The following is a 25,202-nucleotide window of genomic DNA, read 5'->3' on the forward strand; positions in this document are numbered from 1 at the left end:
TGAGTGTGCGCTTGGGAGTGGCGAGATGAGCCGGGTCTATCCGTTCGACGATGCGGCGACGGCCCGGGCCGTCATCGACGAGAACGGCACACTGGCCGAGTGGAACGAGGGCGCACGGCGGCTCCTCGGCCACCCGGCCGAAGAGATCGTGGGCCGGCCCGCGGCGCTGCTGCTCGCCGGGGCCACACCGCCCGTGCCCGTCGGCGCCCGCTGGAACGGCACCCTCGACCTCCGCCACCGGGACGGCCGTACGATCCCGGTCTGGCTGGTCGCCCACCACCACACGGCACACGACGAGGGTGCCGGACGCTGGCTCGTCTTCTCCCCGGTGCCGGACGGCGCACCGACCGCCCCGTACGATCCGCTGGCCACGGCCGCGCTGATCCAGTCGCCGTGCGCGATCGCGGTCTACGACGAACAGCTGAGGCTGCACCGGGCCAACGGCACGATGGCCGAGCTCATCGGGCTGCCCGCGGAGCGGATCCAGGGGCTGAGGATCACCGAGATCGACGGCACGCCGCAGGGCGAGGAGCTGGAACAGAACATGCTCCGGGTGCTGGCCACCGGCCGCCAGCTGGACGTCGAGACCTTCATGCGTTCCGGCGGCGAGGACCGGGCGCGTGCCTGGCTGGCCCGGATGGCGCCGGTCACCGACCCCGCGGGACGGGTGCTGGGGGTGAGCCTGGCCGCGCACGACATCACCGAGAGCCACCTCGCCAGGGAGCGGCTCCAGCTGGTCAACGAGGCGAGCGTACGCATCGGCACCACCCTGGACGTCACCCGTACGGCCCAGGAGCTGGCGGACGTCTTCGTGCCGGCGCTCGCCGACTTCGTCACCGTCGACCTGCTGGACCCGCCGGAGAACGGCGGCGACCTCCCGACCCGGCTGACGGCGCCGGTCACGCTGCGTCGCAGCGCGTACCAGTCCGTGGTGCCCGGCGTCCCCGAGGCGGTGCTCAAGCCCGGCCACAGCGAGTCCTACCCGGCTTCCTCGCCGCAGGCCGACTCGCTGACCGCGGGGCACAGCATCGTGGCCCAGGTGTCGTCCGGCGAGATGACGCAGTGGCTGACCTGGCACAAGCTGCGCGGGGAGCGGGTGCGCGAGTTCGGCGTCCACACCTCGATGGCCGTGCCGATCCAGGCGCGCGGGACGACCCTGGGGGTCGCGGTGCTGACCCGGCACCGGCGGCCCGGTCCGTTCGGCCCGGACGACGTGCTGCTGGCCGAGGAGATCACGGCCCGGGCCGCCGTCTGCATCGACAACGCCCGCCGCTACTCCCGGGAGCGCGAGACCGCTCTGGCCCTGCAGCGCAGTCTGCTGCCCCGGACACTGCCGCACACCGCCGCCCTGCAGGCCGCCTCCCGCTATCTGCCGGCCGCCCGGGCCGGGGTGGGCGGCGACTGGTTCGACGTGATCCCGCTGTCCGGGCTGCGGGTCGCCATGGTCGTCGGGGACGTCGTCGGCCACGGTGTGCAGGCCTCGGCGACCATGGGCCGGCTGCGCACCGCCGTACGCACCCTGGCCGACATCGACCTGGCTCCGGACGAGCTGCTCACCCACCTCGACGACCTGGTGGTCCGGCTCTCGGAGGAGCAGGGCGGCGAGGTCAGCCCCGGCGAGGTCGGCGCCACCTGCCTGTACGCCGTCTACGACCCGGTGTCCCGGCACTGCACGCTGGCCCGCGCCGGTCATCCGCTCCCCGTCGTGCTGCGCCCGGGCCACCGCCTCCACGAGGTGGACCTGCCCGCCGGTCCCCCGTTGGGCCTGGGCGGGCTGCCGTTCGAGTCCACCGAGATCGAGCTGCCCGAGGGCACCGTGCTGGCCATGTTCACGGACGGGCTGGTCACATCCCGGCACCGGGACCCGGAGACCGGTCGCCGACTCCTCCACGAGGCGCTGGCGTCGTACAGCGACTCGCTGGACGAGACCTGCGACCGGATCCTGCACGCCCTGCTGCCGCCGGGCGGTGCGGCCGACGACGTCGCCCTGCTGCTGGCCCGCACCCAGGGCCTGCCGCCGTCCCGGGTGGCGACCTGGGACATCCCCGCCGACCCCGCCCTGGTCGCGCCGATCCGCAAGCAGGTCGTGCAGCAGCTGGACGTGTGGGACCTGACCATGGCCGCCTTCACGGCGGAGCTGGTGGTCAGCGAACTGGTCACCAACGCCATCCGCTACGGCTCCCATCCCATCCGGCTCCGCCTGATCCACGACACGACCAGGCTGATCTGCGAGGTCTCCGACACCAGTCACACCGCCCCGCACCTGCGCCGGGCCAAGACCTGGGACGAGGGCGGCCGGGGCCTGCTGCTGGTGGCGCAGCTGACCCAGCGCTGGGGCACCCGGCACACCGCCGAGGGCAAGACGATCTGGGCCGAGCTGTCCCTGTTCCCGGAGGATCTTCCCTAGGGGGTGCTGGTCAGGACGACCAGTTGCCGGGTCGCCCGGGTCATCGCGACATAGCGGTCGACGGCGCCCTCGACGCCGGTGCCGAAGTCCTCCGGGTCGACGAGGACGACCAGGTCGAATTCGAGGCCCTTCGACAGCTGCGGGGTCAGCGAGCGGACCCGGGGCGTGGCGGTGAAGGCGGGGTCGCCGATCACGCAGGCGACGCCCTCGGCGTGGGCGGCGAGCCAGTCGTCGAGGATCGGGGCCAGCCGGTCGACGGATCCGTGGACGACGGGCAGGCCGCTGCCGCGGATCGAGGTCGGCACGTTGGCGTCCGGGAGCGCGGCCCGGATGACCGGCTCGGCCTCCGCCATGATCTCCTCCGGTGTGCGGTAGTTGATGCCGAGCGAGGCCAGGGTGATCCGGTCGAATCCGACCCGCTCCAGGCGCTCCCGCCAGGACTCCGCGAACCCGTGCCTGGCCTGGGCGCGGTCCCCGACGATGGTGAAGCTCCGGGACGGGCAGCGCAGCAGCAGCATCTGCCATTCGGCGTCGGTCAGTTCCTGGGCCTCGTCGACGACGATGTGTGCGAACGGGCCGGCCAGCAGGTCCGGGGGCAGGGTGGGCAGTTCGGACTCGTCGACGAGGCTGACCTTGGCGTCCTCGCCGCGCAGCATCCGCACCAGGCCCTCGCCGTCGTCCCCGTCGGCGCCGGAGTCGACGGCGGCCCCGATCAGGTTGTCGACGACCTGGGCCATACGCTCGCGCTGGGCGGCGAGCGCGGCCTCCTGCCGCTGCCCGCGCCGGGCCGCCTCCGGGTCGCCCAGCCGCTGCCTGGCCGCGTCCAGGAGCGGCAGGTCGGACACCGTCCAGGCCTGGGCGTCGGCGCGCTGGAGCAGCCGTACGTCGTCGCGGTCGAGCCAGGGGGTGCACATCCGCAGATAGGCCGGCACCGACCACAGGTCGCCGACCAGGTCGGTGGCCTCCAGCAACGGCCAGGCGCCGTTCAGGGTGTCGACCAGCTCCCGGTCCTGCTGGAGCGACCTGCGGAACCGCTCGGGCGGGACGTCGTCGCCGGTGTGCTTGTCCAGCAGGATGGTCGCGAGTTCCTCCCAGATCTGCGCACGGCCCTCGTTGTGCGGTGTACCCGGCCCCGGTGCCCGGAACGCGTCGGCCCAGTCGTCGGCGCTCAGCCACAGGTCGCCCCAGTCGGTGGCGACCGTCATGCCCGCGGCGGGCGGCTCCTCGTAGAAGCGGACGGCCGTCTCGATCGCCCGCACCATGTCCGCGGACGACTTCAGGCGGGCCACCTCCGGATCGGCCTCGGGCGTCGCCGCGGCTCCCTCGTCCACGAGGTCGGCCGGCACACAGGTCTGCACGCCCTCCTCGCCGAGGCTGGGCAGTACGTCGGAGACATAGTTCAGGTAGGGCCGGTGCGGGCCCACGAACAGCACACCGCCCCGCCGGTGGCCGAGGCGCGGGTCGGAGTAGAGCAGGTGCGCGGTGCGGTGCAGGGCGACGACCGTCTTGCCGGTGCCCGGACCACCGTCGACGACGAGGGCGCCCCGGGATCCCGCGCGGATGATGGCGTCCTGGTCGGCCTGGATGGTGGCGAGCACGTCCCGCATCCGCTCCGACCGGTCGGCGCCGAGGCTCGCGATGAAGGCGGACTGGTCGTCGAGCGCGGCGTGCCCTTCGAGTCCGTCGGCGGTGAACACCTCGTCCCAGTAGTCGCTGATCCGGCCGTCCGTCCAGCGGTATCGGCGACGACTGTGCAGCCCCGTCGGGTCGGCGTGGGTCGCCGCGAAGAACGGCTCGGCCGCGGGTGACCGCCAGTCGAGCAGCAGCCGGCGGCCCTCGTTGTCGGTGAGGCCGAGCCGGCCGATGTACATGGGCTCGGGGTCGTCCGCGGCGACCATGCGCCCCAGGCACAGGTCCAGGCCGAAGCGGCGCAGGGTGCGCAGCCGTCCGGTCAGCCGGTGGACCTCGGTGTCCCGGTCCATGGCGGCCCGGCCGGTGCCGCCCGGGGCCTTGAGTGCGGTGTCGAGGCGGTCGGACAGTTCGGCGATCGTCTCGTCGAGGCAGCGCGCGATGGCCGCGAAGTGCCGCTCGTCGTCGGCGATCAGGGCCGGGTCGGCCTTGCCGGACAACTGCTCGGGGAGATCGAAGACACGGGTGGTCAGGGGGTTCACTGCATCAGCTCCGTTGAGGTGCCGGCCACGCGGCGGATACGGCTGACTCCGCTTCCCTGCGGGATGCCGGGCTCGGCGACGGTGGGGGCTCTGGTTCTTTGACGGATCGGGGCACACCCGCTGATGCGGGCGGCACCGCTTCCCTGCGAGGTGCCGGGCTCGGCGGCAGGTGGGGCGGCTCTGGTTTCCTTGTTGTCCGTGCGGAGACTGGCGGTGCTTCCGGCCGGTCTCGTCCGGTGGTGGCGGGCGCGGGTGCGAGCGGCTCTGCTTCCGCACGGTTCACGCGGAGACGGGCGGCGTCTCCTGGTCGGCCTCTTCGAGCAGGAGCTTCGCGGCCGTCGTCGCGCCGTCGGTGCGGATGTCGGCGGCCACGGCGGTCGCCCGGGCCCGGGTCCCGGGGGCGAGGACGGTCGTGAGCGCGGCGGAGAGGGAGTCGGTGGTCGGGGTCGGGCCGTCGTGGGCCGCGCCGATGCCCAGCTCGGCCACCCGGGCGGCCCAGTGCGGCTGGTCCACGATCTGCGGGACGATCACCTGGGGCACGCCGGCCAGGGCGGCGGTCGTCGTGGTGCCCGCGCCGCCGTGGTGCACGACGGCTGCCACCCGCCGGAACAGAGCCTGGTGGTTGACCTCGCCGATCGCGAGGCAGTCGGCCCGGTCGTCGATCGGGGCAAGGTCGGCCCAGCCGTGTCCGACGAGCACCCGGCGGCCCTGGGCACGCACCGCCTCGACGGCCGCCCGGGCGGCGTCCGGCGCGCCGCGCATCGCCATGCTGCCGAAGCCGACGTACACCGGCGGCTCACCGGCCGCCAGGAAGGCCGCCAGCCCGTCCGGAAGCGGGCGTCGGTCCGGCAGCAGCCAGGCCCCGGTCTGCACCAGGTCGAGGTCCGTCAGGTCCTGCCACGGTCCCAGGACCGGGTCCGCCGCCAGCCACGGCCGGCCGGTGAGGACGTGGGCGCGGACGTCGTCCACCGGTGGCAGTCCGATCGCCGCCCGATGGGTGTTCAGGGCCTCGCCGTACAGCGCGTCCACCCGCTCGGCGTCCACCTTCCACAGCGTCCGCAGGTCGGCGTCCGGCGGTGCCGGGCGCCCCGGGCGCCCCGACGGCGGGAAGTGCGAGGACGGCATCCCGAACGGGTGGGGGCACGCGAACACGTACCGGATGCCCAGCTTCTCGGTCACGGACCGCACGCCGGCCGGCATCAGGCCGGTCGCCACCACCACGTCGCACCCCTCGGCCGCCGCGGCGACCGCGTCGAAGTGCGCGGCGACCAGGTCGGCGGCGAGCCGGAACGCGTCCGACGGCTGCGGATTCGGCCTGGTCACCACCGAGCGCACCGACGGCCCGAACGGCACATGCGCCACGCCCGCGCGGGCCAGCAGCTCCGCGAACTCCTGGTCCGGCGGGGCGCACACCCGCACCTCGGCGCCGAGTTCCCGCAGCGCCAGCCCGAGTCCCGCCATCGGTTCGACGTCCCCGCGCGACCCGTATCCCATCAACAACACACGCACGTGGTGAATCCCCCCAAATACCGCCGGCTCTGGCTTCGGCCTGCGATTTTGCGGGACGAAGGGGGCCTTGCCGCAAGCCCCCCTGTGCGCTATAAGTTGAGAGTGGCGAGGAGCGGATGAACTCCTTGCCCTATTTTTTTGCCCTGATTTTTCGCCGTCGCCGTCACGGCGCGTCCGCCGTTCGTGCTCGCGGCGCGCCTGCTGCTCCCGTCACGGCGCGCTCAGCCAGGGCCGGACCTGCTTGCGCGCCTCGTGCAGCCGCGACTTCAGCGTCCCCAGCGGGATCCCCACCCGTTCGGCGACCTCGGCGTAGTCCAGCTGGCAGATGTCCCGGTAGACCAGCGGCGCGACCAGCTGCGGATGCTCTCGCTCCAGCCGGTCCAGCGCCTCCAGGAGATCGATCCGGGAACCGGCGATCACGCTGGTGGTGCGCGGGTCCACGTGCTCGGCCGGTTCGATGTCCGCCGGCTGCTCCGCCGCCCGCCGCTTCAGGTCCCGGTACTTCTGCCGCGAGCAGTTGGCGACGACCGTGTACAGCCAGGTGCTGAAGCGGCTGCGGCCCTCGAAGGTGGAGATCTTCCGGGAGATCTGGAGCAGCACGTCCTGGGCCGCCTCCTCCGCGTCCTCCCGGCACGGCAGGAACCGTCCGCAGCGTCGTACGACGTCGGGCCAGACCTCGGTCAGCAGCTGGTTCAGCGCCAGCTGGTCGCCGGCGGCGGCCCGCCGGGCGAGGTCTTCGGTCAGCGCGGCGTCCGGCACGGGAGGTCCCCCTCGAAGTCGATCTCAGGCCAGGCATGATAGTCGTATGCAACCCCTGGAGCGGATCGGCCGCTATCGCCTCGAACGGCGCCTGGGCACTGGTGCCTTCGGGACGGTCTGGCTCGCCCACGACGACCAGCTGGACGCCTCGGTCGCGGTGAAGGTGCTCGCCGACAACTGGTCCCACCGTCTCGACATCCACGACCGCTTCCTGTCCGAGGCACGGCTGCTGCGCCGGGCCGACTCGAAGCGGGTGGTGCAGGTCTACGACATCGGTGAACTCCCGGACGGGCGGCCGTACTTCGTGATGGAGTACGCCGACGCGGGCACTCTCGCCGACCTGCTCGGGGCGGGCCCGCTGCCGGTCCCCGACGCGCTGCTGCTGACCGCGCTGGCGGCACGCGGCGCGGCGGACCTGCACGGGGCCGGGATCGTGCACCGGGACATCAAGCCGACCAATGTGCTGCTGCGCACCGCGCAGGACGGCACCCGGCGGGTGCTGCTGGCCGACCTGGGGCTGGCGAAGAGCCTGGCGCAGGCGTCGGGGCTGACCCTGGCGGCCGGTTCGGCGGGTTATCAGCCGCCGGAGCAGGCCCAGCCCGGGGAGGGCATCGACGCACGTGCCGACGTGTACGCGCTGGGTGCGGTGGGCTACGAGCTGGTCACCGGCACGGTGCCGGCGGCGCCCGGGCAGGTCGTCCGGCCGGAGCGGTTGCGGCCGGACCTCGGGGACGACGTCCAGCGGGCGCTGATGCGGGCCCTGGAGCCGGACCGGCAGCGGCGCTGGCCGTCCGCCCATGCCTTCGCGGACGAGCTGGACCGGCTGGCGGCGGCCGCGGCCGCGCGTCGGCCGCGGCGCCTGGACGGCGTCCGCAGACGGCTCAACGCCATCACGCTGACCGTCGCCGCGGTCCTCGCGGCCGGGGGCACCGCCCTCGCGGTCACGCTGGTCGACCGGGGCGGCTCGGCGGGCGACGAGACGAAGGTCACCGACTCCACCGGGCGGGTGGTGGCACAGGTACCGTCCGGGTGGGCGGACGAGCTGCGGAACTCCGGCTGGAATCCCAAGGCGCTCGGGCTGGCCTCGGGGCACGAGCCGGGGCTTGAGGTCGCCGACGACGTCTCGGAGTGGCAGGACCTGACGACCGCGGTGAACGGCGTGTTCATCGGCCTGAGCGAGCACGGCGACGTCGCCGCGAAGGTGAACGCCCTGTCCCACGCGCAGTGCCACTACGACGGCAGCCGCGCCTTCACGAGCAGCACCTGGAAGGGCCGGGTCCGGACCTGGAGCGACTGTTCGGGGGCCGGCGGCTCGGTCCAGGAGGTGGCCCTCGCCCCGGCCGACGGGGACGACCAGCCCCAGGTGTACGTACAGGTACGGCAGAAGGGAGCGGCCGACGACACCGCCACGGAGGGCATACTCCGGTCGATCCGGGTCACCTGACCCGATGAATCACGGCGTGCCCTCGAACTTTTCCGCCGTTTCTCGCATCGGATGGGAGTGACGGCGCACGGAGCGCCTCGGGCACGTCTCGCAGCGTGCCGCGAACATCCAGGAGTGTGGAGAGACATGGCGCACACGTCCCAGTCCTTGCGGCGCGGGGCGGCCCTGCTCGCGAGCACGGTCGCCGCTCTGGGCCTCCTGACCGCCTGCGGCAACGACAGCCCGGGCAAGTCGCCGGAGTCGGTGTCGGGCACGGCCGCGCCCGCGACCGGCGACTCGGCGGGTTCGAGCGCGTCGGACTCCGGTTCCGCGCCGTCCGGCACGGCGTCCTCGTCGGCGTCCCGGAGCAGCGGCTCGTCGACGGGTGACGCCTCCTCGACCGGCGGCGGCACGACGACCGCCGGCACCGCGTCCAGCAGCCGCTGTCACACCTCGGAGCTGACCGCCTCGGTGGGCGGCAACGACCCGGGGGCCGGTCAGGAGAACTTCCCGATCGTGTTCACCAACAAGTCGGGCCGCACCTGCACCGTCCGCGGGTTCCCGGGCGCCGCCTTCGTGAACGCCGCCGGCACCCAGCTCGGCCCCGACCCGAAGCGGGAGACCTCCGCCAGTACCCCCGCGACGGTCACCCTCAAGCCCGGCCAGAGCGCCTGGGCGGGGCTGACCTTCTCCAACCCGGAGATCAGCGGCGCCAAGACGGCGACGCCAGCCGCGCTGGAGGTCACCCCGCCGGACGAGCGTGACTCGCTGAAGGTCACCTGGAAGGGCGGCACGGTCCCGGTGTCCGGGAACTCCTCCTCGGTACGGCTGACCGTGCTCAGCGCCGGCACCGGCGTCTGACCGGCCGAAACACCGGCCGCTCGGGGCCTGATCACCCCACACCCGGACCCCGCTGCCCCTCCCCCCGGGCAGCGGGGTTCGTCATGTCCGGGCCACGACTGTCACAGGCGTGCAACACGCGGACCCGGCTCCGATCTTTTTCGCCTGGCCCGCCATCGAACCCGTCGACCACACAGGAAGAAGGCCCCGCGAGGGGCCGGGACGACGGAATCGGGGACGGACATGAGCGGCATCTCCCGCAGGCGGATCCTGACGGCGGGCGCGACGGCGGGCGCCTTGGGTGCACTGGGCGCGGTGTCGGGGTGCTCGAACGGCGAGTGGACGGTGGGCGGCGGCGGTTCCGCCGGCGACGGCAAGAGCAGCGGCGTACCGACCAGGCCGCTGAAGCTCATCGGGGACGGTTCCACCGCCGACACCGGCGCCCAGCCGCACCAGCCGAAGGCCACGCGCCTGGCGGCCGGTGCCAAGCCGCCGCAGTTCGTGGTGTTCTCCTGGGACGGTGCCGGCGAGCTCAGCAACCAGCTGTTCTCCCGCTTCCGCAGGGTCGCCGCGGACCACGGCGCGAAGATGACGTTCTTCCTGTCCGGCATCTACACGCTGCCGGAGTCCAAGAAGGACCTCTACCGGCCGCCGCAGCACGAGGTGGGCGCCTCCGCGATCGGCTACCTCTCCGACCGGCACATCCACAACACGCTCCAGCAGGTGCGCGCCGCCTGGCTGGAGGGCCACGAGATCGGCACCCACTTCAACGGGCACTTCTGCGGCAGCGACGGCGTGCGCAACTGGTCCCCGGCCGAGTGGCGCAGTGAGATCGACCAGGCGATCGGCTTCGTCACCAAGTGGAAGACCAACACGGGCTTCACCGACCTGGACCCGCTGCCCTTCGACTACCGCAAGGAGCTGATCGGCGGCCGTACCCCGTGTCTGGAGGGCCAGACCAACCTGCTGCCCACGGCGGCCGCGCTCGGCTGGAAGTACGACGCCAGCTCCCCCGGCGGCCTGCAGATCTGGCCGGGCAAGGTGCAGGGCAACCGCATCTGGGACTTCCCGCTGCAGTCCATACCGTTCTCCGGGCACTCCTTCCAGGTCCTGTCGATGGACTACAACATGATGTTCAACCAGTCGGCAGGCAACCCGCTCGGCGACAAGTCCCAGTACGACGCCTGGCGCACCCAGGCCCGGGACACCTATCTGGCGGGCTTCGAGCGGGCGTACTCCACCAACCGGGCGCCGTTCTTCATCGGCAACCACTTCGAGCGCTGGAACGGCGGCATCTACATGGACGCCGTCGAGGAGGCGATCGGCAAGATGGCCGAGTACGACGACGTGCGCTTCGTCTCCTTCAAGCAACTCGTGGCCTGGCTGGAGGCGCAGGACCCGGCGGTGCTGCGCACCCTGCGCACACTGAACCCGGGGCAGGAGCCGACGGGCGGCTGGGGGGAGTTTCTCGGCGCGGCGGGTACCCCGTCCTCGTAACCAGGTCCGTCTGCTTTCATGGGCGGGCCGCACTTGATCACGCCCCGAGGAACGCGCTCTGAACACCCCGCTCGCCGAGACCCTGTCCGTGCTGCTGCTCGCCGCCGTCCTCGCCTGGGCCGTGATCCGGCCGCGCGGCTGGCCGGAGGCGGTGCTCGCCGTGCCGGCGGCGGGGCTGGTGATCGCCACCGGGGCGATCTCGCTGGAGCACGCCCGGGAGGAGGCCGAACGGCTCGGGCCCGTCGTCGGTTTCCTCGCCGCTGTCCTGGTGCTCGCCCACTTCTGCGATGTGGAGGGGCTGTTCCAGGCCTGCGGGGCGTGGATGGCCCGCTGGTCGGACGGGCGGCCGGTGCGGCTGCTGACCGCGGTGTTCGCGCTGGCCTCGGTGATCACCGCGGTACTGAGCCTGGACGCGACGGTGGTGCTGCTGACGCCGGTGGTGTTCGCGACGGCGGCCCGGTCCGGGGTGCGGGCCAAGCCGCACGTCTACGCGTGCACGCACCTGTCGAACACCGCCTCGCTGCTGCTGCCGGTGTCCAATCTGACGAACCTGCTGGCGTTCGCGGCGAGCGGGCTGAGCTTCACCCGGTTCGCGGCGCTGATGGTGCTGCCCTGGCTGGTGGCGATCGGCGCCGAGTTCCTGGTGTTCCGGCGGTTCTTCGCCCGGGACCTGTCCACGGCGGCCCCGGGTGCGAAGGACACCGGCGAGCCGCCCCGGCTGCCGCTGTTCGCGGTGGTGACGGTGGCCTGCACGCTCGCCGGGTTCGTGGTCACCTCCGCGCTCGGGATCGACCCCGCGTGGGCCGCGTTCGCCGGCGCGCTGGTGCTCGCCGGGCGGGCGCTGGTACGGCGGCAGGCGACTCCGCTGTCGGTCGTGAAGGCGGCCGCTCCGGCGTTCCTGGCGTTCGTGCTGGCGCTCGGGATCGTGGTGCGGGCGGTCGTCGACAACGGGCTGTCCGACGCGCTCGGGCATGTCCTGCCCGGCGGGACGGGGTTGCCGGCCCTGCTCGGCATCGCCGCGCTGGCCGCCGTACTGGCCAATGTCGTCAACAACCTGCCGGCGGTGCTGGTGCTGCTGCCGCTGGCCGCGCAGACCGGACCGGGCGCGGTGCTGGCGGTGCTGCTCGGGGTGAACATCGGCCCGAACCTCACCTACGCCGGTTCGCTCGCCACGCTGCTGTGGCGCAGGATCGTGCACCAGCATGACCACGGGGTGGATCTCGGGGAGTTCACCCGGCTGGGGCTGCTCGCCGTGCCGACCGCGCTGGCCGGTGCGGTGGTGGCACTGTGGGGGGCGCTCCAGGTGGTCGGGATCTAGACGGGAGGCCATGGACATGCGGGTGATCGTCTGGCTGGTGGAGGGGACCTGGCCCGCCTGTGTGGACGCGGCGCGGGACTACGCGCGGGACGCGTCCGAGGTGGTGCTGCTGCACGTGACCGAGCCGGGGGTGGCCGGCCTGGCGCACGGCGCGTTCGCGGGGCTGCTGGGCCGGGCGGGTTCGGAACCGGACCCGGAGCAGCGGCTGGTGGAGCTCGGTGGCACGTCGGCGGCGGACCTGCTGGACGCGGCAGAGGCACGGCTGGGACGGCCGTGCACCCGGCTGGAGCGGACCGGGCGCGTCGAGCGGGAGGTGGTGGCCGCCGCCGAGGACGCCGGTCTGCTGATCGTGGCCCGGGACGGCGACCGGTCCCGGCTGGGGCCGCACAGCCTGGGCAAGGCGGTGCGGTTCGCCGTCGACCACGCGCCCTGCCCGGTGCTGCTGGTGTGGCCGGAGGGAGCCCCGGACCTGACGACGATGCCACCCCCGCCGCCGCACCACTCCTGAGCCCGTGCCGGTTCAGTGGCCGTGGTGACCGCCACCGCCGCCGTAGCCACCACCACCGCCGTAGCCGCCGCCGTCGCCGTACTGGCCGCCGCCGTAGCAGTAACCCGGGTACTCCTCGCACGGGTTGTAGCTGGGGGTGCTGCTCGACGGCGTGGGCTGTGCCGTCGTCCGCGACGCCGACGGGGTGGGCGTCGGCGTGGCGGTCTTCGCGGCCTTGGGCACGGGGGTGGCCGACGGGGTGGGAGTCGGCGTCGGAGTGGTCTCGGCGTCCCAGTTGACGATCTGCATCTGCAGGTCGGGCTGGGAGGTGTCCATCACCCAGCGCTGGGCGGCGACGTTCGCCCGGGTCTTGACCACCAGGGAGCCGCCGCCGTCGGTGGCGGCCGGGGCGAGCGCCAGGTCCTGGTCCCAGCGGGGCACCAGGGCGCCCTGGAGGGTGAAGTCGTAGCGGATGCTCCGGCCACCGGTGCCGGCGGCGGTCGAGCACGGGGCGAGCTGGACGGAGTAGCCGAGGTGCGAGTCGAGGCACAGGCCGGGGTCGGCGCCGTTGCGCAGCAGCCCGTCGTTCTCGTACGTCCACTGCTGGCTGGCGACCGAGGAGCATTCGGCGAGCTCGGTCTCGGCGCCCTTGGCGGGCTTCTTGCCGACCACGCCGATGCACAGGCCGGAGGCGATGTTGTGCAGGCGTCCGCGCAGGGTGCCCTGGGTGGTCTGGCTGGTGCCGATCCAGGACGGGCCCGAGCTGGCGGTGCCCTTGCCGGGCGTGGCGGAGGGCTTGCCCGCGGCCGTCGGGCCGGCGTCGTCGCCGGAGCCGAGCACCGCCCACAGCACCAGCGGCAGCACGACCAGACCGCTCACCGTGCCCACGGCCACGGCGAGGTTGCGGCGGCGCACCCGGCGGGCGGCCCGCTGCTTGGCGCGGCGGGAGAGGGCGGGGTGCACCACCAGGTCCTTGCCCGGCCCGGCCGCCGGGGCGAAGTCCTCTCCGACGGCGGGGCGGCCGCCGGGCGCGGCCTCCTGCCCGGCGGGCTCCGCGGCGAGGCCGGCCCGCGACTCCAGATAGCCGCGGGCGCCCCAGCCGAGGACGGCCTCGGCCAGGGCGAGGCCGAGGCTGCGGCCGCCGTTGAACTGCTGGAGCTGGTCGGCGGTGTACCGGCAGTGGCTGCAGCCGTTGAGGTGCTGCTGGAGGTCCCGGTCGATGTCGACGCCGCCGCGCCGGAAGGTCACGTCGATCATCCGGACGTACCGCTGGCACTCGTCCTCGTGGGCGAGTTCGCGGTGCACCTGGAGGCACTCCTCACGCAGCCGCTCGCGGGCCCGGCGCAGTTCGACGCGCGTGTCCTGCTCGTCGAGGCCCAGCAGTCCGGCGGGGGTCGACAGCGGTTCCGACTCGACCTCGGTGTGCCACAGCACGGCCCGCGAGGACTGGGTCAGGCGCTGGAAGGCACGGGAGAGCAGCCGGCGGTTCGTGGGCGGGAGCAGCCGGGAGGCGGCCCGCTCCCCCTCGCCGACGCGCAGGTCGGGGTGCAGGAGTTCGCTGCGGCCGTCGTTGTCCCATTCGGCCGCGATACGGCGGACGGTGACAAGGAGTTGGGGGCGCCAAGCAGCAGTAGGGCCGGTCTGGCGGAGGGATTCACCGAAAAGCCGGGTGAATGCGGCGGTGGTGAGCATTCCCGCGCCGCGAGACCCGTCGGTGCACAGTCGGGCGTAGGCGAAGGCCGCTTCCCAGTGCCGGTCGAGGAGTTCACCGACGGGGTGCAGCGCGGGCGCGGCGCCCGTCCATTGCTTGAGCTCGGCGCTGAGCTGCTCGTCGGTGACGTCGAACGGCCGGGCGGGGGTAGGGGAATTCCCCAGGCCTGCGTCATTCACGGCGGCATTCCTTCCAGACGCAACGCGGAATTTAGTCCATACCGTCGGGTATGTGACCGGTATGCGACCCGGCCGACGCCATGGTCGGATGGGCCCGTTGGGGGTTCGGCGCTCGAACGTCCACCGTCGGCAGCTCTTTTGAAGCGTGGGGGGCGTACGGGAGCGGCCTCGCGCATGCGGGGGTGAAAATAATTGTCCGCATGCCGACACGGCACACTTTTGCACAGGCCAGCAGGGCAGAACAAGGGATCCCAGGGTTTTCCGCATTGCCCGGAGCCTGCGCTAATTTGACGAATCGTCAATGAGTACGTTCGCGCTTTGTCGTTGTATCGACATCGTAATTGGCGCGAGGATTCGGGGTCGACCGCCCCGGCATCCGCACCAACCATTGAACCACGGCCCGACCTGCGCATGCCGTCCGGCCGACGGCGTCCGCGAACCAATGACCGCGGGCATTACGGACGTTCACCGGAACGGTAGGCGCCGGGCGGGACACCGTATCTTTCACGGAAAACCCGGTTGAAATGGAACGGGCTGGGAAATCCGGACGCGGCGGCGACCCGCTCGACGGTCAGGTCGGTGCTCTCCAGCAGCCGGGCGGCGTGTCGCAGCCGCGCCTCGCGCAACGCGCGCATCGGAGGCACGCCGGTCCCCCGGGTGAAGAGGTGGGCGAACCGGGAGGGCGACAGCGCAACACGCGCGGCGAGCGAGTCGACGGTGTGCGGGGCACCCGGGTCGGCGGCGATCAGTTCCTCGGCGCGGCGCACACGCCCGTCCAAGGCGTCCGGACCGGGTGGCGCCCGGTGCGCGCCGGCCGTCGCGAGCAGGACCACCTCCTCCAGGGCGCACAGGGCGAGTTCGCGTGCCGCGCTGCCGTACGCGACGGCGACGGGCGTTGCGCCGGATACGGCCGCGGGCGGCGCGCCGCTGCCGGTCCAGCGGGAGTCGGCCAGCAGCCGATGGAAAGCGGCCTCGATCCGGGCGTGTGTGTCGTCCGGCGCGCCGACGGCGTACATGCCGTCGCCCACGGCGCACGGGCCCAGCCACTGCGCCCAGCCGGGGCGGGCTTGGCAGTGGGTCCACCAGAAGCGCCAGCGGCTCGCGCCGGGCGCCACCGTGTAGTGGTGCGGGACACCGGGGGCGAGGACGACCAGCTCGCCGGGGCGCGCCCGGGCCCGTGCGGTGCCCTGCCGAAGCAGGCCGCGGCCGTCCGTGGTCCAGGTGAACAGCCAACTGCTCGACCCCTCGGGGCGGTTGATCCGGTAGCCGGGACCCTGGTCGTAGCGGCCGGTGACGACCATGCCCGGCGGCGGTGCCGGGACAGCGGTCCCGGGCAATCCCTCAGCGGTCATGGGCATCCTCTCCGTGAACACGTCGGCCTAGCGTGACAGGCCCAGGGCACCGGACCGAGGAGCGCGGGTATGACCGTCACAGGCATCGGCACCACCATGGTGCGGCAGTTCGAGGAGGACGGGTTCACCGTCGTACGCGGGTTGTTCGGGTCCGACGAGATCGACCGGTTGTGCGCCGAGTTCGCGGCGCTGCACGCGGCGGGGCGGACCGTGCCGGGCCACTTCCAGCCGGGGCCGACGGCGGATCCGCTGCACCGGTACCCCCGCGTGATGCAGCCGCACGAGATCAGCGCGCTCGCCCGGCGGTTCCTGCTGGACGCGCGGCTGCGGGTGATCCTGGAGGGCCTGTTCGGGGAGGAGGTGCTGGCCGCACAGAGCATGTTCTACTTCAAGCCGCCGGGGGGCCGGGGGCAGGCACTGCACCAGGACAACTTCTATCTGCGGGTGGAGCCGGGGACGTGCGTCGCCGCGTGGGTCGCCTGCGAGGAGATCGACCGGGAGAACGGCGGCCTGGAGGTGGTGCCGGGGACGCATCGGATGGGGCTGTTCTGCCCGGAGGAGTCCGATGCGGAGCTGTCGTTCGCGCGGGAGTACGTGGCACCGCCGGAGGGGCTGGTGGCGGTGCCGGTCGATATGGGGCCGGGGGACGTGCTGTTCTTCAACGGGAGTCTGGTGCACGGGTCACAGCCGAACCGGTCGGGGGACCGGTTCCGGCGGTCGTTCATCGGGCACTATGTGGGGCGGTCGGCGGTGCGGATCGGGGAGTACTACCGGACGTTGAGCATGGGTGGGGACAGGGTTCCTTTGCTGGAGAGTGAGGGGGGCGGTCCTTGCGGGACCGAGCGGTTGTGATGCGGGTGCGGGTGCGATGTGGTTGCTCGCGCCCACGCGGCGGAGCCGCACATTGACGCAGCCCCGCGCCCCTGAAGGGGCGCGCCTCAGTGACCCGAAATCGAATGGGGAACGTAGGGCTGCTCCAGCTCTTCGAGTTCCTTGTCGCTGAGTTCCAACTCCACGGCCGCCACCGCGTCCTCGATGTGCTGGGGCTTGGACGCGCCGATGATCGGGGCCGTCACCGTGTTCTGGTGGAGGAGCCAGGACAGGGCCACCCGGGCTCGGGGGACGCCCCGGTCGCCGGCGATGCGGGTGACCGCCTCGACGATCGCGCGGTCGCCGTCCTGGTAGAGGCGGTTGCCGAAGTTGTCGGTGGTGCTGCGCTCGGTGACCGTGCCCCAGTCGCGGGTGAGGCGGCCCCGGGCCAGCGGGCTCCACGGCAGCACGCCCACGCCCTGGTCGGCGCAGAGCGGCAGCATCTCGCGCTCCTCCTCGCGGTAGAGGAGGTTGTAGTGGTTCTGCATGGAGACGAACTTCGTCCAGCCGTTCCGCTCGGCCGTGTACTGGGCCTTGGAGAATTCCCAGGCGTACATCGAACTGGCCCCGATGTAGCGCGCCTTGCCCGCCTTGACGACGTCGTGCAGCGCCTCCATCGTCTCCTCGATCGGCGTCTCGTGGTCGAAACGGTGGATCTGGTAGAGGTCGACGTAGTCGGTGCCGAGGCGGCTGAGGCTGTGGTCGATCTCCGTGAGGATCGCCTTGCGGGACAGTCCGCCACCGTTGGGGCCGGGGCGCATCCGGCCGTGCACCTTGGTGGCGAGGACGATCTCGTCGCGCTGGGCGAAGTCGCGCAGCGCCTTGCCGACGATCTCCTCGCTCGTGCCGTCCGAGTAGACGTTGGCGGTGTCGAAGAAGTTGATGCCCGCCTCCAGCGCCTGCCGGATCAGCGGGCGGGACGCCTCCTCGTCGAGGGTCCACTCGTGGGTGCCGCGGTCGGGCAGGCCGTAGGTCATGCAGCCGAGGCAGATCCGGGACACGTCCAGACCGGTACGGCCGAGCTTCACGTACTCCATCGTTGTCTCCCACATTCGAGATCACGTCGTACAGAGCCGAGCGTACGTCGGCTCGCCGTCCGCTCTCGCGTGACGACGGCGGTAATCGGACGCGTCAGCCCTGCTCCAGCAGATCCAGCGCCCGTTCCCAGGCGAACTCGCGGCGCCGGCCGTCCGCTTCGGCTCCGCCGGTGTGCGGGTCGCCGAAGCGGACGCCCAGCCCGCCCAGCCGGGTCAGGCTCTCCTGGTAGGCGGGGTGGGCCGCCAGCGCGTCGGCGACGCAGGGCAGGACGGCAATCGGGACGCCCAGGCCCAGGGCCTCGCAGAGGGTGCCGACGGCGAGGGTGTCGGCGAGCCCGGCGGCCCATTTGTTGACCGTGTTGAAGGTGGCGGGGGCGACGACCACCGCGTCCGGTGCCGGAAAGGGGCGCGGGTCGGAGGGGCGGCGCCAGGCCGACCGGACGGGGCGGCCGGTGCGTGCCTCGACCTCGGCGGTGTCGAAGAAGCCGTTCATGGCGACCGGTGTGGCGATGACCCCGACCTCCCAGCCGCGTTCCTGGGCCGCGCTGATCAGACTGCCGACGCCCGCGGCGATGCCGGCCCCGCAGACGACGAGATAGAGAAAGGGCTTCGAGGGCGCGTCGGTCATCCGGGAACCCTATGCGGGTGCTACCGGAGCGGGAACGACAGGCCCCGCTCGGACTCCGGGCGCGGCCCGTGCAGACGGCGTTCGTGTTCCTCGATCGAAACGTCGTTGATGCTGGCCTCGCGCCGGGTCATCAGACCGTGCTCGTCGAACTCCCAGAGTTCGTTGCCGAACGACCGCCACCACTGGCCGGCCGCGTCGTGGCACTCGTACTGGAAGCGGACCGCGATGCGGTTGCCGTCGAAGGCCCACAGGTCCTTGCGGAGCGCGTAGTCGAGTTCCCGGTCCCATTTGGCGGTCAGGAACGCGACGATCCCGGCGCGGCCGGTGACGAAGGTGTCGCGGTTGCGCCACACCGAGTCCTCGGAGTAGGCGAGCGCCACGCGCTGCGGGTCGCGGGTGTTCCAGGCGTCCTCGGCGGCCTGGACCTTCTGTGCGGCGGTGTCGCGGGTGAAGGGCGGCAGGGGCGGACGGTCGGCCATGGTCTCCTCCTCAAGCGGAGAACGCACGTTCTCCAGGTCGCTGCTAACGTAGGAGAACGCACGTTCTCTCGTCAAGGAGCCATCGGGAGTGGTCATGGACAGCGCGGTCGCACGGGAGCAGGCCCTGGACGCCGCCGAGCGGCTGTTCTACGGGCGGGGGGTGCAGTCCGTCGGCATGGACGACATACGCGGCGCCTCCGGGGTCTCCCTCAAACGGCTCTACCAGCTCTTCCCCGCCAAGGAACAGCTCGTGCTGGCCTATCTGGAGCGCCGGGACGTGCGCTGGCGGCAGCGGCTGGCCGAGCATGTCGAGCGGCAGCCGGACCCCCGGGAGCGGCTGCTCGCCGTCTTCGACTGGCTGGCGGGATGGTTCGGCGAGGAGGACTTCCGGGGGTGCGCGTGGATCAACGCGTACGGCGAGCTGGGTGCCACCTCCGAGCGGGTGGTGGCCCAGGTGCGGGGCCACAAGCAGGCCTTCCGGGACTATCTCGCGGGCCTGGTGGCGGGCGCCGGGCTGGACGCCGCGCTCACCGGGCCGCTGTTCCTGCTGGCCGAGGGGGCGATGGTGACCGCGGGCATCACCGGGAGCACGGAGCCCGCGGCCGAGGCGCGCGAGGCGGCCCGGGCGCTGCTGCGCGCGCGGTGAGGCCGGGCCGCGGCGAGCACCGGGAGCCCGGACCCGGCCTGCGCGACCGAGCCGGCGGCCGCCGCCCGGGGCGGTGACCCGGGCGCGGGCTGGTACCGGCGGTGCCGGCGGCACCGCCGGCGGTCGCTAGCCGGTCGGTTCCTTGACGGTGATGGCGTGCACCGGGCAGGCCCGGGCCGCCTCCCGGACCAGCGGGTCGCCACCGCCGTCCTCCTTGCCGGGGAGCAGGGTGCTGAAGCCGTCGTCGTCCTGGGTGAAGACGTTCGGGGCCGTGAGGGCGCACTGGCCGGCGCCGATGCAGATGTCCTGGTCGATCTCGATGTGCATGGCAGGAGCCTCTTACCAGGTCACGGGGAGTTCCAGCATCCCCTGGATCGTGTCGCCGGGTTTGAAGGGAATCTTCTCCGGCGGCGCGGCCAGCCGCAGGTCCGGGAGCCGCTCCCACAGGGTGCGCAGGGCGATCTCCAGCTCGGTGCGGGCCAGGTTCTGGCCCAGGCACTGGTGGATGCCGAAGCCGAAGGCCACGTGGTGGCGGGCCGGGCGGTGCCAGTCGATGGTGTCGGGGTCGTCGTACACGGACTCGTCGCGGTTGATGACCGAGGTCGCGAAGAGCACGCCGTCACCCTTGCGGATGAGGGTGCCGGCCACCTCGATGTCCTCCAGGGCGACGCGCAGCAGCCCGTCGGCGATGGACAGCATCCGCATCAGTTCCTCGACGGCGGCGGGCACCAGCGCGGGGTCGGCGCGCAGTTCGGCCAGCCGCTCGGGCTGCTGGAGCAGGGTGAAGGTGCCGAGCGAGATCATGTTGGCGGTGGTCTCGTGCCCGGCGACCAGCAGGATGAGGGCGAGTGCGACGACCTCGGCGCGGTCCAGGGCACCCTCGCGCAGCCGCTCGTGGACGAGGTCGTCGAGGACGCCGTCGCCGGGTACCTCGTCCCGGCTCTTGCGGTCGGCCAGGTCGCCCAGATAGGCCTCCAGTCGGTCGCGCGCGTCCAGGGAGTCGGCGGCCGCCGGACCGCGCAGCAGCCGCCGGGACTGCGCCTCGAAGAACTCGTGGTCGGCGTACGGCACACCGAGCAGGTCGCAGATGACCATGGACGGCACGGGCAGGGCGAAGGCGCTCACCAGGTCGGCCGGCGGCCCCTGGGCGATCATCCGGTCGAGCAGCTCGTCGACGATCCGTTGGATGGCCGGCCGCATCCCGGTCGCCCGTTTGAGGGTGAAGTCCGGGATCAGCATCCGGCGCTGGGTCTGGTGCTCGGGGTCGTCGAGGCCCAGCAGGGCGACCTGGCGGCGCTCCCGGGCCGCCGCGAACCGGGCGTTCGGCATCGGGAAGTCGTCCCGTCGGCGGTCGCTGGAGAGCCGGGGGTCGGAGAGCAGCGCCCGGGCCGTGCCGTGGCCCGTGACCGCCCAGGCCGTGCGGCCGTCGTAGAGGGTGACACGGGACAGCGGGGCACCGTCACGCAACGGGTCGTAGCCGGTGGGCGGGTGGTAGGGGCACGTGCGGTCCTGCGGCCAGGCCACAGGGTCGGCCTGGTGGACAGGAGTAGTGGGTTCCGTCAGGTCCGTCAGTTCGTTCATGGAAGACCTCGCAGACGAATGTCGTACGTCGTGCCGATCTTCATTAGATGCCCGGGGCACCTATGGGGCGACCGCAAGTTCAGCCAGATCGGTGAATCCGGCGATCTGGCCGAACCCCACGCGGTCGGGGGACGATTCCGCGCCGAAATTCGCTTGCCGGGGCGACGAGGCGGACCCCAGGATCTGCGCATGAACACTCCTGACGCCGTGGTGCCGCTGACCTTCGCGACCGCCGGTCGGGGACGGGTCCAGCAGCAGCCGAGGCGCCCCTGGAGGCCCGAGCCCGCACGCCCGTGACGGCCGCGCTCGTCGCCGGCCTGCTCGCCGGGTACGGGATCGCCGTCCCGGTCGGCGCGGTCGGCACATATCTAGTGTCCCTCACGGCACGTACGTCACTGCGGACCGGCGCCTGTGCCGCGCTCGGCGTCGCGAGCGCCGACGGCCTCTACGCCCTGCTCGCCGCGGTCGGCGGCGCCGCGCTGGCGACCGCGCTGGTGCCGGTCCTCGGGCCGCTGCGCCTGCTCTCGGCCCTGGTCCTGGTGGGCCTCGCGGTTCGCGGAGCGGCGGTGGCGCTGCGCCAGTACCGGGAGCGGCGCCTTTCCACCCGGGCCGAGCGGCCGGTACCCGGTCCCGGACGGGCGTATCTCGGCCTGCTCGGGATCACGCTGCTCAACCCCACGACGGTGATCTACTTCGCGGCCCTGGTGGTCGGCACGCGCTCCGCCGAGCCGGTACGGCCGCTGGAGCAGGGCGTCTTCGTCCTGGCGGCCTTCGCCGCCTCCGCGAGCTGGCAGCTGCTGCTGGCGGGCGGCGGCGCGCTGCTCGGCCGGGGCCTGACCGGCCACCGGGGACGCCTGGTCACGGCGTTGCTGTCGAGCTGCGTGATGCTGGGGCTGGCGGCCCGGATGGTCCTGTCGCCGGGCTGAGGTCTCGGCCCGCGGTCAGGGCGCGAAGGCACGGGCGACGGCGAGGCTGTCCTCGTAGACGTGGTGCCGAACGACCAGACCGTCCCGGACGGTGAGGTGCAGGGCGAACCTGGCGTGATACGAGCGTCCCGTGGGCTTCGCCGTCTGCCTGATCTCGCCGAGCACCACCGCGTGGTCCCCGTCGACGAGCACCCGTTCGATCCGGGTGTCCGCCCGGTCGGGGACATGGTGCGCGGCGAGGTCCCGGTAGTGCGCGGCGGCTCCGGCGTGGCCGGTGCGGTGCGTGATCCACGGGGTGTCCGGGCGGTCGTGCTCGTCCTGCGGCCAGTTCAGCCGCCAGTCGGCGTCCTCGGCGTACAGCTCGGCGATCCGCTCGGGGTCGCCGGCGCCGATCCGGCGGAGGAACTCCTCGACGAGTGCGTGGGTGTGGGACATGGGGTGACCTGCCTCGGGTGTCGGCCGGACGGGGTGTGTGCACGACTGTGCCCGCGGCGTGCGGTACGTGCGATTACCCGTGAGGTAAGGAGGGGCCGGTGTCGTGTGGATGATCCGGGACGCTCCCGGTGTTGAATCGTGGCGTCAGTCTTGGAAGCGATGAGGGGACGGACCTCACATGCCTCTTGAGGGCGAGTACGAGCCCAGCCCGACAGCCTGGGTGCGCGAGCAGGTCGAGCTGTACGAGAGCTCCGGCGGGACGAAGGGCACCACCCTGATGGACACCGGGATGCCCGTCATCCTGCTGACCACCCTGGGGGTGAAGAGCGGGAAGATCCGCAAGACGCCGCTGATGCGGGTGGAGCACGACGGGAAGTACGCCGTGGTCGCTTCGCAGGGCGGTGCGCCCAAGCATCCCGTCTGGTACTTCAACATCAAGTCGCAGCCGCATGTCGAGCTCCAGGACGGGGCGGTCAAGCAGGACATGACCGCCCGGGAGATCACCGGCGCGGAGAAGGCCGAGTGGTGGGAGCGGGCGGTCGCCGCCTATCCCCCGTACGCCGACTACCAGAAGAAGACCAGCCGGGAGATCCCGGTGTTCGTGCTGGAACCGCAACAGGGGAACTGACGATTCCGGGAATCCTTTCCGGCCGGGGAACGTCGGAATTTAGAAAAATCTGTTTCCCGGAGGCATGAACCGGCATCTGGCCGGGCAGCCGAATGTCAGGCCCCGCCGCGTTCCCCCGTCGCGGCGGGGCTTTCTGTCGCCTCCCGCGCCGAGCGGTCGGTCACGTCCAGGAAGATCTGATCGGTCTCGCCGAACTCCTGGTCCAAGGACCGCTTGATGCGCACCAGGACCTCCTCGACCTCTTCGCTGTCCAGGCCTGGCATCAGGTCGACCCGGGCCGCGACCAGGGTCGAGTCGAGGCCCAGCTTCATCGTGAACAGCGCTTCCACGGTGTCGATCTCGGGCTCCTCCGCCAGCCGCTCCCGGATCGTGCGGCTCAGCTCGGGGTCGGCCGCCTCCCCGATCAGCTGGGCGCGGGCGTCGGCGCCCAGCCGGTAGGCCACGAACACCAGCAGGACGCCGATGGCCAGCGAGGCGGAGGCCTCCCACGCGACCTGCCCGGTGACCATGTGCAGGACCATGCCGGTCATCGCGAGCAATACCCCGAGCACCGCTGTGCCGTCCTCGGCGACGACCGTGCGCAGCGCCGGGTCCCGAAGGCCCCGGTCCTCCCGGCGGGCCTGGTGCAGCGCCCGGACCAGCGAGGCACCCTCCGCGAGCAGGGCGACACCCAGCACGATCAGACCCGCCACATAGCCGCTGAGCTTCTCCTCCGCGCCGTTGCGCAGCGCCTCGACGCCCTGGAAGACGGAGAAGCAGCCGCCCATGACGAAGATCCCGACGGCCGCGAGCAGCGACCAGAAGAAACGCTCCTTGCCGTAGCCGAAGGGATGCCGTTCGTCGGGCGGGCGGCGGCTGCGGCGCAGGGCGGCCAGCAGGAACACCTCGTTGAGGCTGTCGGCGACGGAGTGCGCGGCCTCGGACAGCAGCGCGGGCGAGCCGGCGACGACACCGCCGACGGCCTTGGCCACGGCGATCACCAGATTGGCGGCGAGCGCCACGAACACGGTCAGCCGGGTCCTGCGATCGGCGTCCGACCGCTTCGCATGCCCTTGCGGCTGCCCCTCCGGCTGCTCGTCCGGCTTCGCTTCCGATCGCCCTTCCGGCTGTTCTCCCAGCTGTTGTTTCGGCTGTTGTTTCGGCTGTTCTTGCGACTGTTCTTGCGACGAAGTCCCACTCACGACGGCCGACTGCCCCGGCACGGGCTGATCACACCGTGAGGGAGGAGCGAATCGGGCAGCATCGGGGAACACGGTCCATCGGGCGCGTATCGGCAAGGAGGCACCATGAGCAGTGACAGCGGCAACACCTCGCTCGGGCACAAGGCGTTCTCACGGTCCGCCAGTCACTTCGCGGACCGGATCACGGCGGACGGGCGGGACGGCTGGCCGGTGGCGGCCGGGCGTTACCGTCTGGTGGTCAGCCGTGCCTGCCCGTGGGCGAGCCGGGCGCTGGTGTCACGGCGGCTGCTCGGTCTGGAGGACGCCCTGTCGCTGGCCGTCACCGACCCGATCCAGGACGACCGCAGTTGGCGTTTCACCCTCGACCCCGACGGCCGTGACCCGGTGCTCGGCATCCGGTTCCTCAGCGAGGCCTACGACCGCCGGGAGACCGGCTACCCGGGCGGGGTGAGCGTGCCCGCGATCGTGGACGTACCGAGCGGGCGGCTGGTCACCAACGACTACCGGCAGCTGACCCTGGACCTGGCCACCGAGTGGACGGCACTGCACCGGGACGGGGCGCCGGACCTGTACCCGGCCGAGCACCGGGACGAGATCGACACGGTGATGGCCGAGGTGTACGAGGACGTCAACAACGGTGTCTACCGGGCCGGGTTCGCGCACGAGCAGACGGTGTACGAGGAGGCGTGCGCGGCGGTGTTCCGGCGGCTCGGCCTGCTCGCCGAGCGGCTGGCCGGGCAGCGCTATCTGGTCGGGGACACGATCACGGAGGCCGACATCAGGCTGTTCACCACGCTGGTGCGGTTCGATGCCGTCTACCACGGCCACTTCAAGTGCAACCGTTGGAAGCTGACGGAGAACCCGGTGCTGTGGGCGTACGTCAGGGACCTCTACCAGACGCCGGGATTCGGTGACACCGTCGACTTCGACCACATCAAGCGGCACTACTACCAGGTGCACACCGGCATCAACCCCACCCGTATCGTTCCCCTCGGCCCGGATCTCGCCGGGTGGCTGACGCCCCATCACCGGGAGCAGCTGGGCGGCCGGCCCTTCGGGGACGGGACACCGCCCGGCCCGGTGCCGGCGGCCGAGAAGGTCCCGGTCGCGGGGCGACCCTGAAAAACAACGCGGAGGC

Annotated in this window: 23 protein-coding genes; 11 read left to right on the forward strand and 12 right to left on the reverse strand. The window is 72.4% G+C overall.

The window, feature by feature from the left end; translation table 11 throughout:
* Positions 1–25: 25 nt before the first annotated feature.
* Positions 26–2,407 carry a SpoIIE family protein phosphatase gene (locus tag ACZ5K7_RS18590; RefSeq protein WP_468914619.1) on the forward strand — a complete coding sequence of 794 codons (2,382 nt, stop codon included), beginning with the start codon at positions 26–28 and terminating at the stop codon, positions 2,405–2,407.
* Here the strand turns inward: ACZ5K7_RS18590 and helR are convergent.
* The 3 genes from helR to ACZ5K7_RS18605 all read right to left on the reverse strand — a co-directional run bounded on the left by helR (position 2,404) and on the right by ACZ5K7_RS18605 (position 6,846).
* A complete protein-coding gene (gene helR / locus ACZ5K7_RS18595; protein ID WP_468914621.1) occupies positions 2,404–4,578 on the reverse strand; it encodes an RNA polymerase recycling motor ATPase HelR in 2,175 nt (724 codons plus the stop codon). The two genes, ACZ5K7_RS18590 and helR, sit on opposite strands and share 4 nt — an antisense overlap.
* Positions 4,579–4,857: 279 nt before the next feature.
* Positions 4,858–6,087 (reverse strand): glycosyltransferase, encoded by a 1,230-nt coding sequence (locus ACZ5K7_RS18600; RefSeq protein WP_468914622.1) that lies wholly within the window; start codon positions 6,085–6,087, stop codon positions 4,858–4,860.
* Positions 6,088–6,297: 210 nt separating this feature from the next.
* Positions 6,298–6,846, reverse strand: coding sequence for an RNA polymerase sigma factor (locus tag ACZ5K7_RS18605; protein WP_351697026.1), 549 nt, complete (start codon positions 6,844–6,846; stop codon positions 6,298–6,300).
* A gap of 46 nt (positions 6,847–6,892) precedes the next feature.
* Here ACZ5K7_RS18605 and ACZ5K7_RS18610 point away from each other — a divergent pair, with 46 nt between their 5' ends.
* The 5 genes from ACZ5K7_RS18610 to ACZ5K7_RS18630 all read left to right on the forward strand — a co-directional run bounded on the left by ACZ5K7_RS18610 (position 6,893) and on the right by ACZ5K7_RS18630 (position 12,432).
* Positions 6,893–8,290 carry a serine/threonine-protein kinase gene (locus ACZ5K7_RS18610; RefSeq protein ID WP_468914624.1) on the forward strand — a complete coding sequence of 466 codons (1,398 nt, stop codon included), beginning with the start codon at positions 6,893–6,895 and terminating at the stop codon, positions 8,288–8,290.
* 126 nt (positions 8,291–8,416) lie between these two features.
* Positions 8,417–9,130, forward strand: a complete 714-nt coding sequence (locus tag ACZ5K7_RS18615; protein WP_468914625.1) for a DUF4232 domain-containing protein — start codon at positions 8,417–8,419, stop codon at positions 9,128–9,130.
* 222 nt (positions 9,131–9,352) lie between these two features.
* Positions 9,353–10,606 carry a polysaccharide deacetylase family protein gene (locus tag ACZ5K7_RS18620; RefSeq protein WP_468914626.1) on the forward strand — a complete coding sequence of 418 codons (1,254 nt, stop codon included), beginning with the start codon at positions 9,353–9,355 and terminating at the stop codon, positions 10,604–10,606.
* Positions 10,607–10,664: 58 nt separating this feature from the next.
* Positions 10,665–11,924: an arsenic transporter gene (locus ACZ5K7_RS18625; RefSeq protein WP_450971973.1), complete on the forward strand. Its 1,260-nt coding sequence runs from the start codon at positions 10,665–10,667 to the stop codon at positions 11,922–11,924.
* 16 nt (positions 11,925–11,940) lie between these two features.
* Complete coding sequence (locus ACZ5K7_RS18630; protein ID WP_468914935.1) at positions 11,941–12,432, forward strand: universal stress protein; 492 nt, start codon at positions 11,941–11,943, stop codon at positions 12,430–12,432.
* Between the two features lie 12 nt (positions 12,433–12,444).
* Here ACZ5K7_RS18630 and ACZ5K7_RS18635 read toward each other — a convergent pair whose 3' ends face one another.
* Complete coding sequence (locus ACZ5K7_RS18635; RefSeq protein WP_468914628.1) at positions 12,445–14,301, reverse strand: RICIN domain-containing protein; 1,857 nt, start codon at positions 14,299–14,301, stop codon at positions 12,445–12,447.
* A gap of 455 nt (positions 14,302–14,756) precedes the next feature.
* The gene (locus ACZ5K7_RS18640; protein WP_351697040.1) at positions 14,757–15,653 is read right to left on the reverse strand and encodes a helix-turn-helix domain-containing protein; all 897 of its coding nucleotides are present in this window, start codon (positions 15,651–15,653) and stop codon (positions 14,757–14,759) included.
* 69 nt (positions 15,654–15,722) lie between these two features.
* On the opposite strand from ACZ5K7_RS18640, the gene ACZ5K7_RS18645 reads away from it, so the two are divergent.
* A complete protein-coding gene (locus tag ACZ5K7_RS18645; RefSeq protein ID WP_351697043.1) occupies positions 15,723–16,505 on the forward strand; it encodes a phytanoyl-CoA dioxygenase family protein in 783 nt (260 codons plus the stop codon).
* Positions 16,506–16,591: 86 nt separating this feature from the next.
* Here the strand turns inward: ACZ5K7_RS18645 and ACZ5K7_RS18650 are convergent, their stop codons facing one another.
* The 3 genes from ACZ5K7_RS18650 to ACZ5K7_RS18660 form a co-directional block, all read right to left on the reverse strand.
* A complete protein-coding gene (locus ACZ5K7_RS18650; protein WP_351697046.1) occupies positions 16,592–17,560 on the reverse strand; it encodes an aldo/keto reductase in 969 nt (322 codons plus the stop codon).
* Positions 17,561–17,654: 94 nt separating this feature from the next.
* The gene (locus tag ACZ5K7_RS18655; protein WP_468914630.1) at positions 17,655–18,188 is read right to left on the reverse strand and encodes a flavoprotein; all 534 of its coding nucleotides are present in this window, start codon (positions 18,186–18,188) and stop codon (positions 17,655–17,657) included.
* A gap of 20 nt (positions 18,189–18,208) precedes the next feature.
* The gene (locus ACZ5K7_RS18660; protein ID WP_468914632.1) at positions 18,209–18,667 is read right to left on the reverse strand and encodes a nuclear transport factor 2 family protein; all 459 of its coding nucleotides are present in this window, start codon (positions 18,665–18,667) and stop codon (positions 18,209–18,211) included.
* Between the two features lie 94 nt (positions 18,668–18,761).
* On the opposite strand from ACZ5K7_RS18660, the gene ACZ5K7_RS18665 reads away from it, so the two are divergent.
* Entirely contained in the window at positions 18,762–19,313 is a 552-nt protein-coding gene (locus tag ACZ5K7_RS18665) for a TetR/AcrR family transcriptional regulator (RefSeq protein ID WP_468914634.1), read from the forward strand.
* Positions 19,314–19,439: 126 nt separating this feature from the next.
* On the opposite strand, the gene ACZ5K7_RS18670 is transcribed toward ACZ5K7_RS18665, so the two are convergent.
* Positions 19,440–19,640: a ferredoxin gene (locus ACZ5K7_RS18670; RefSeq protein ID WP_351697057.1), complete on the reverse strand. Its 201-nt coding sequence runs from the start codon at positions 19,638–19,640 to the stop codon at positions 19,440–19,442.
* A gap of 12 nt (positions 19,641–19,652) precedes the next feature.
* Positions 19,653–20,894, reverse strand: coding sequence for a cytochrome P450 (locus tag ACZ5K7_RS18675; protein ID WP_351697059.1), 1,242 nt, complete (start codon positions 20,892–20,894; stop codon positions 19,653–19,655).
* Positions 20,895–21,187: 293 nt separating this feature from the next.
* On the opposite strand from ACZ5K7_RS18675, the gene ACZ5K7_RS18680 reads away from it, so the two are divergent.
* Positions 21,188–21,820: a LysE family transporter gene (locus ACZ5K7_RS18680; protein WP_351697062.1), complete on the forward strand. Its 633-nt coding sequence runs from the start codon at positions 21,188–21,190 to the stop codon at positions 21,818–21,820.
* A 15-nt stretch (positions 21,821–21,835) separates the two neighbouring features.
* On the opposite strand, the gene ACZ5K7_RS18685 is transcribed toward ACZ5K7_RS18680, so the two are convergent.
* On the reverse strand, positions 21,836–22,255 hold the full coding sequence (locus tag ACZ5K7_RS18685) for a nuclear transport factor 2 family protein (protein ID WP_468914636.1): 420 nt from the start codon (positions 22,253–22,255) through the stop codon (positions 21,836–21,838).
* Between the two features lie 178 nt (positions 22,256–22,433).
* Here ACZ5K7_RS18685 and ACZ5K7_RS18690 point away from each other — a divergent pair, with 178 nt between their 5' ends.
* Positions 22,434–22,883, forward strand: coding sequence for a nitroreductase family deazaflavin-dependent oxidoreductase (locus ACZ5K7_RS18690; RefSeq protein ID WP_351697068.1), 450 nt, complete (start codon positions 22,434–22,436; stop codon positions 22,881–22,883).
* Between the two features lie 95 nt (positions 22,884–22,978).
* Here the strand turns inward: ACZ5K7_RS18690 and ACZ5K7_RS18695 are convergent, their stop codons facing one another.
* Positions 22,979–23,896, reverse strand: a complete 918-nt coding sequence (locus ACZ5K7_RS18695; RefSeq protein ID WP_468914937.1) for a cation diffusion facilitator family transporter — start codon at positions 23,894–23,896, stop codon at positions 22,979–22,981.
* Between the two features lie 273 nt (positions 23,897–24,169).
* On the opposite strand from ACZ5K7_RS18695, the gene ACZ5K7_RS18700 reads away from it, so the two are divergent.
* On the forward strand, positions 24,170–25,186 hold the full coding sequence (locus ACZ5K7_RS18700; protein ID WP_468914637.1) for a glutathione S-transferase family protein: 1,017 nt from the start codon (positions 24,170–24,172) through the stop codon (positions 25,184–25,186).
* The last annotated feature ends 16 nt before the right edge of the window (positions 25,187–25,202 follow it).

The organism is Streptomyces sp. NPDC031497, assembly GCF_055580905.1.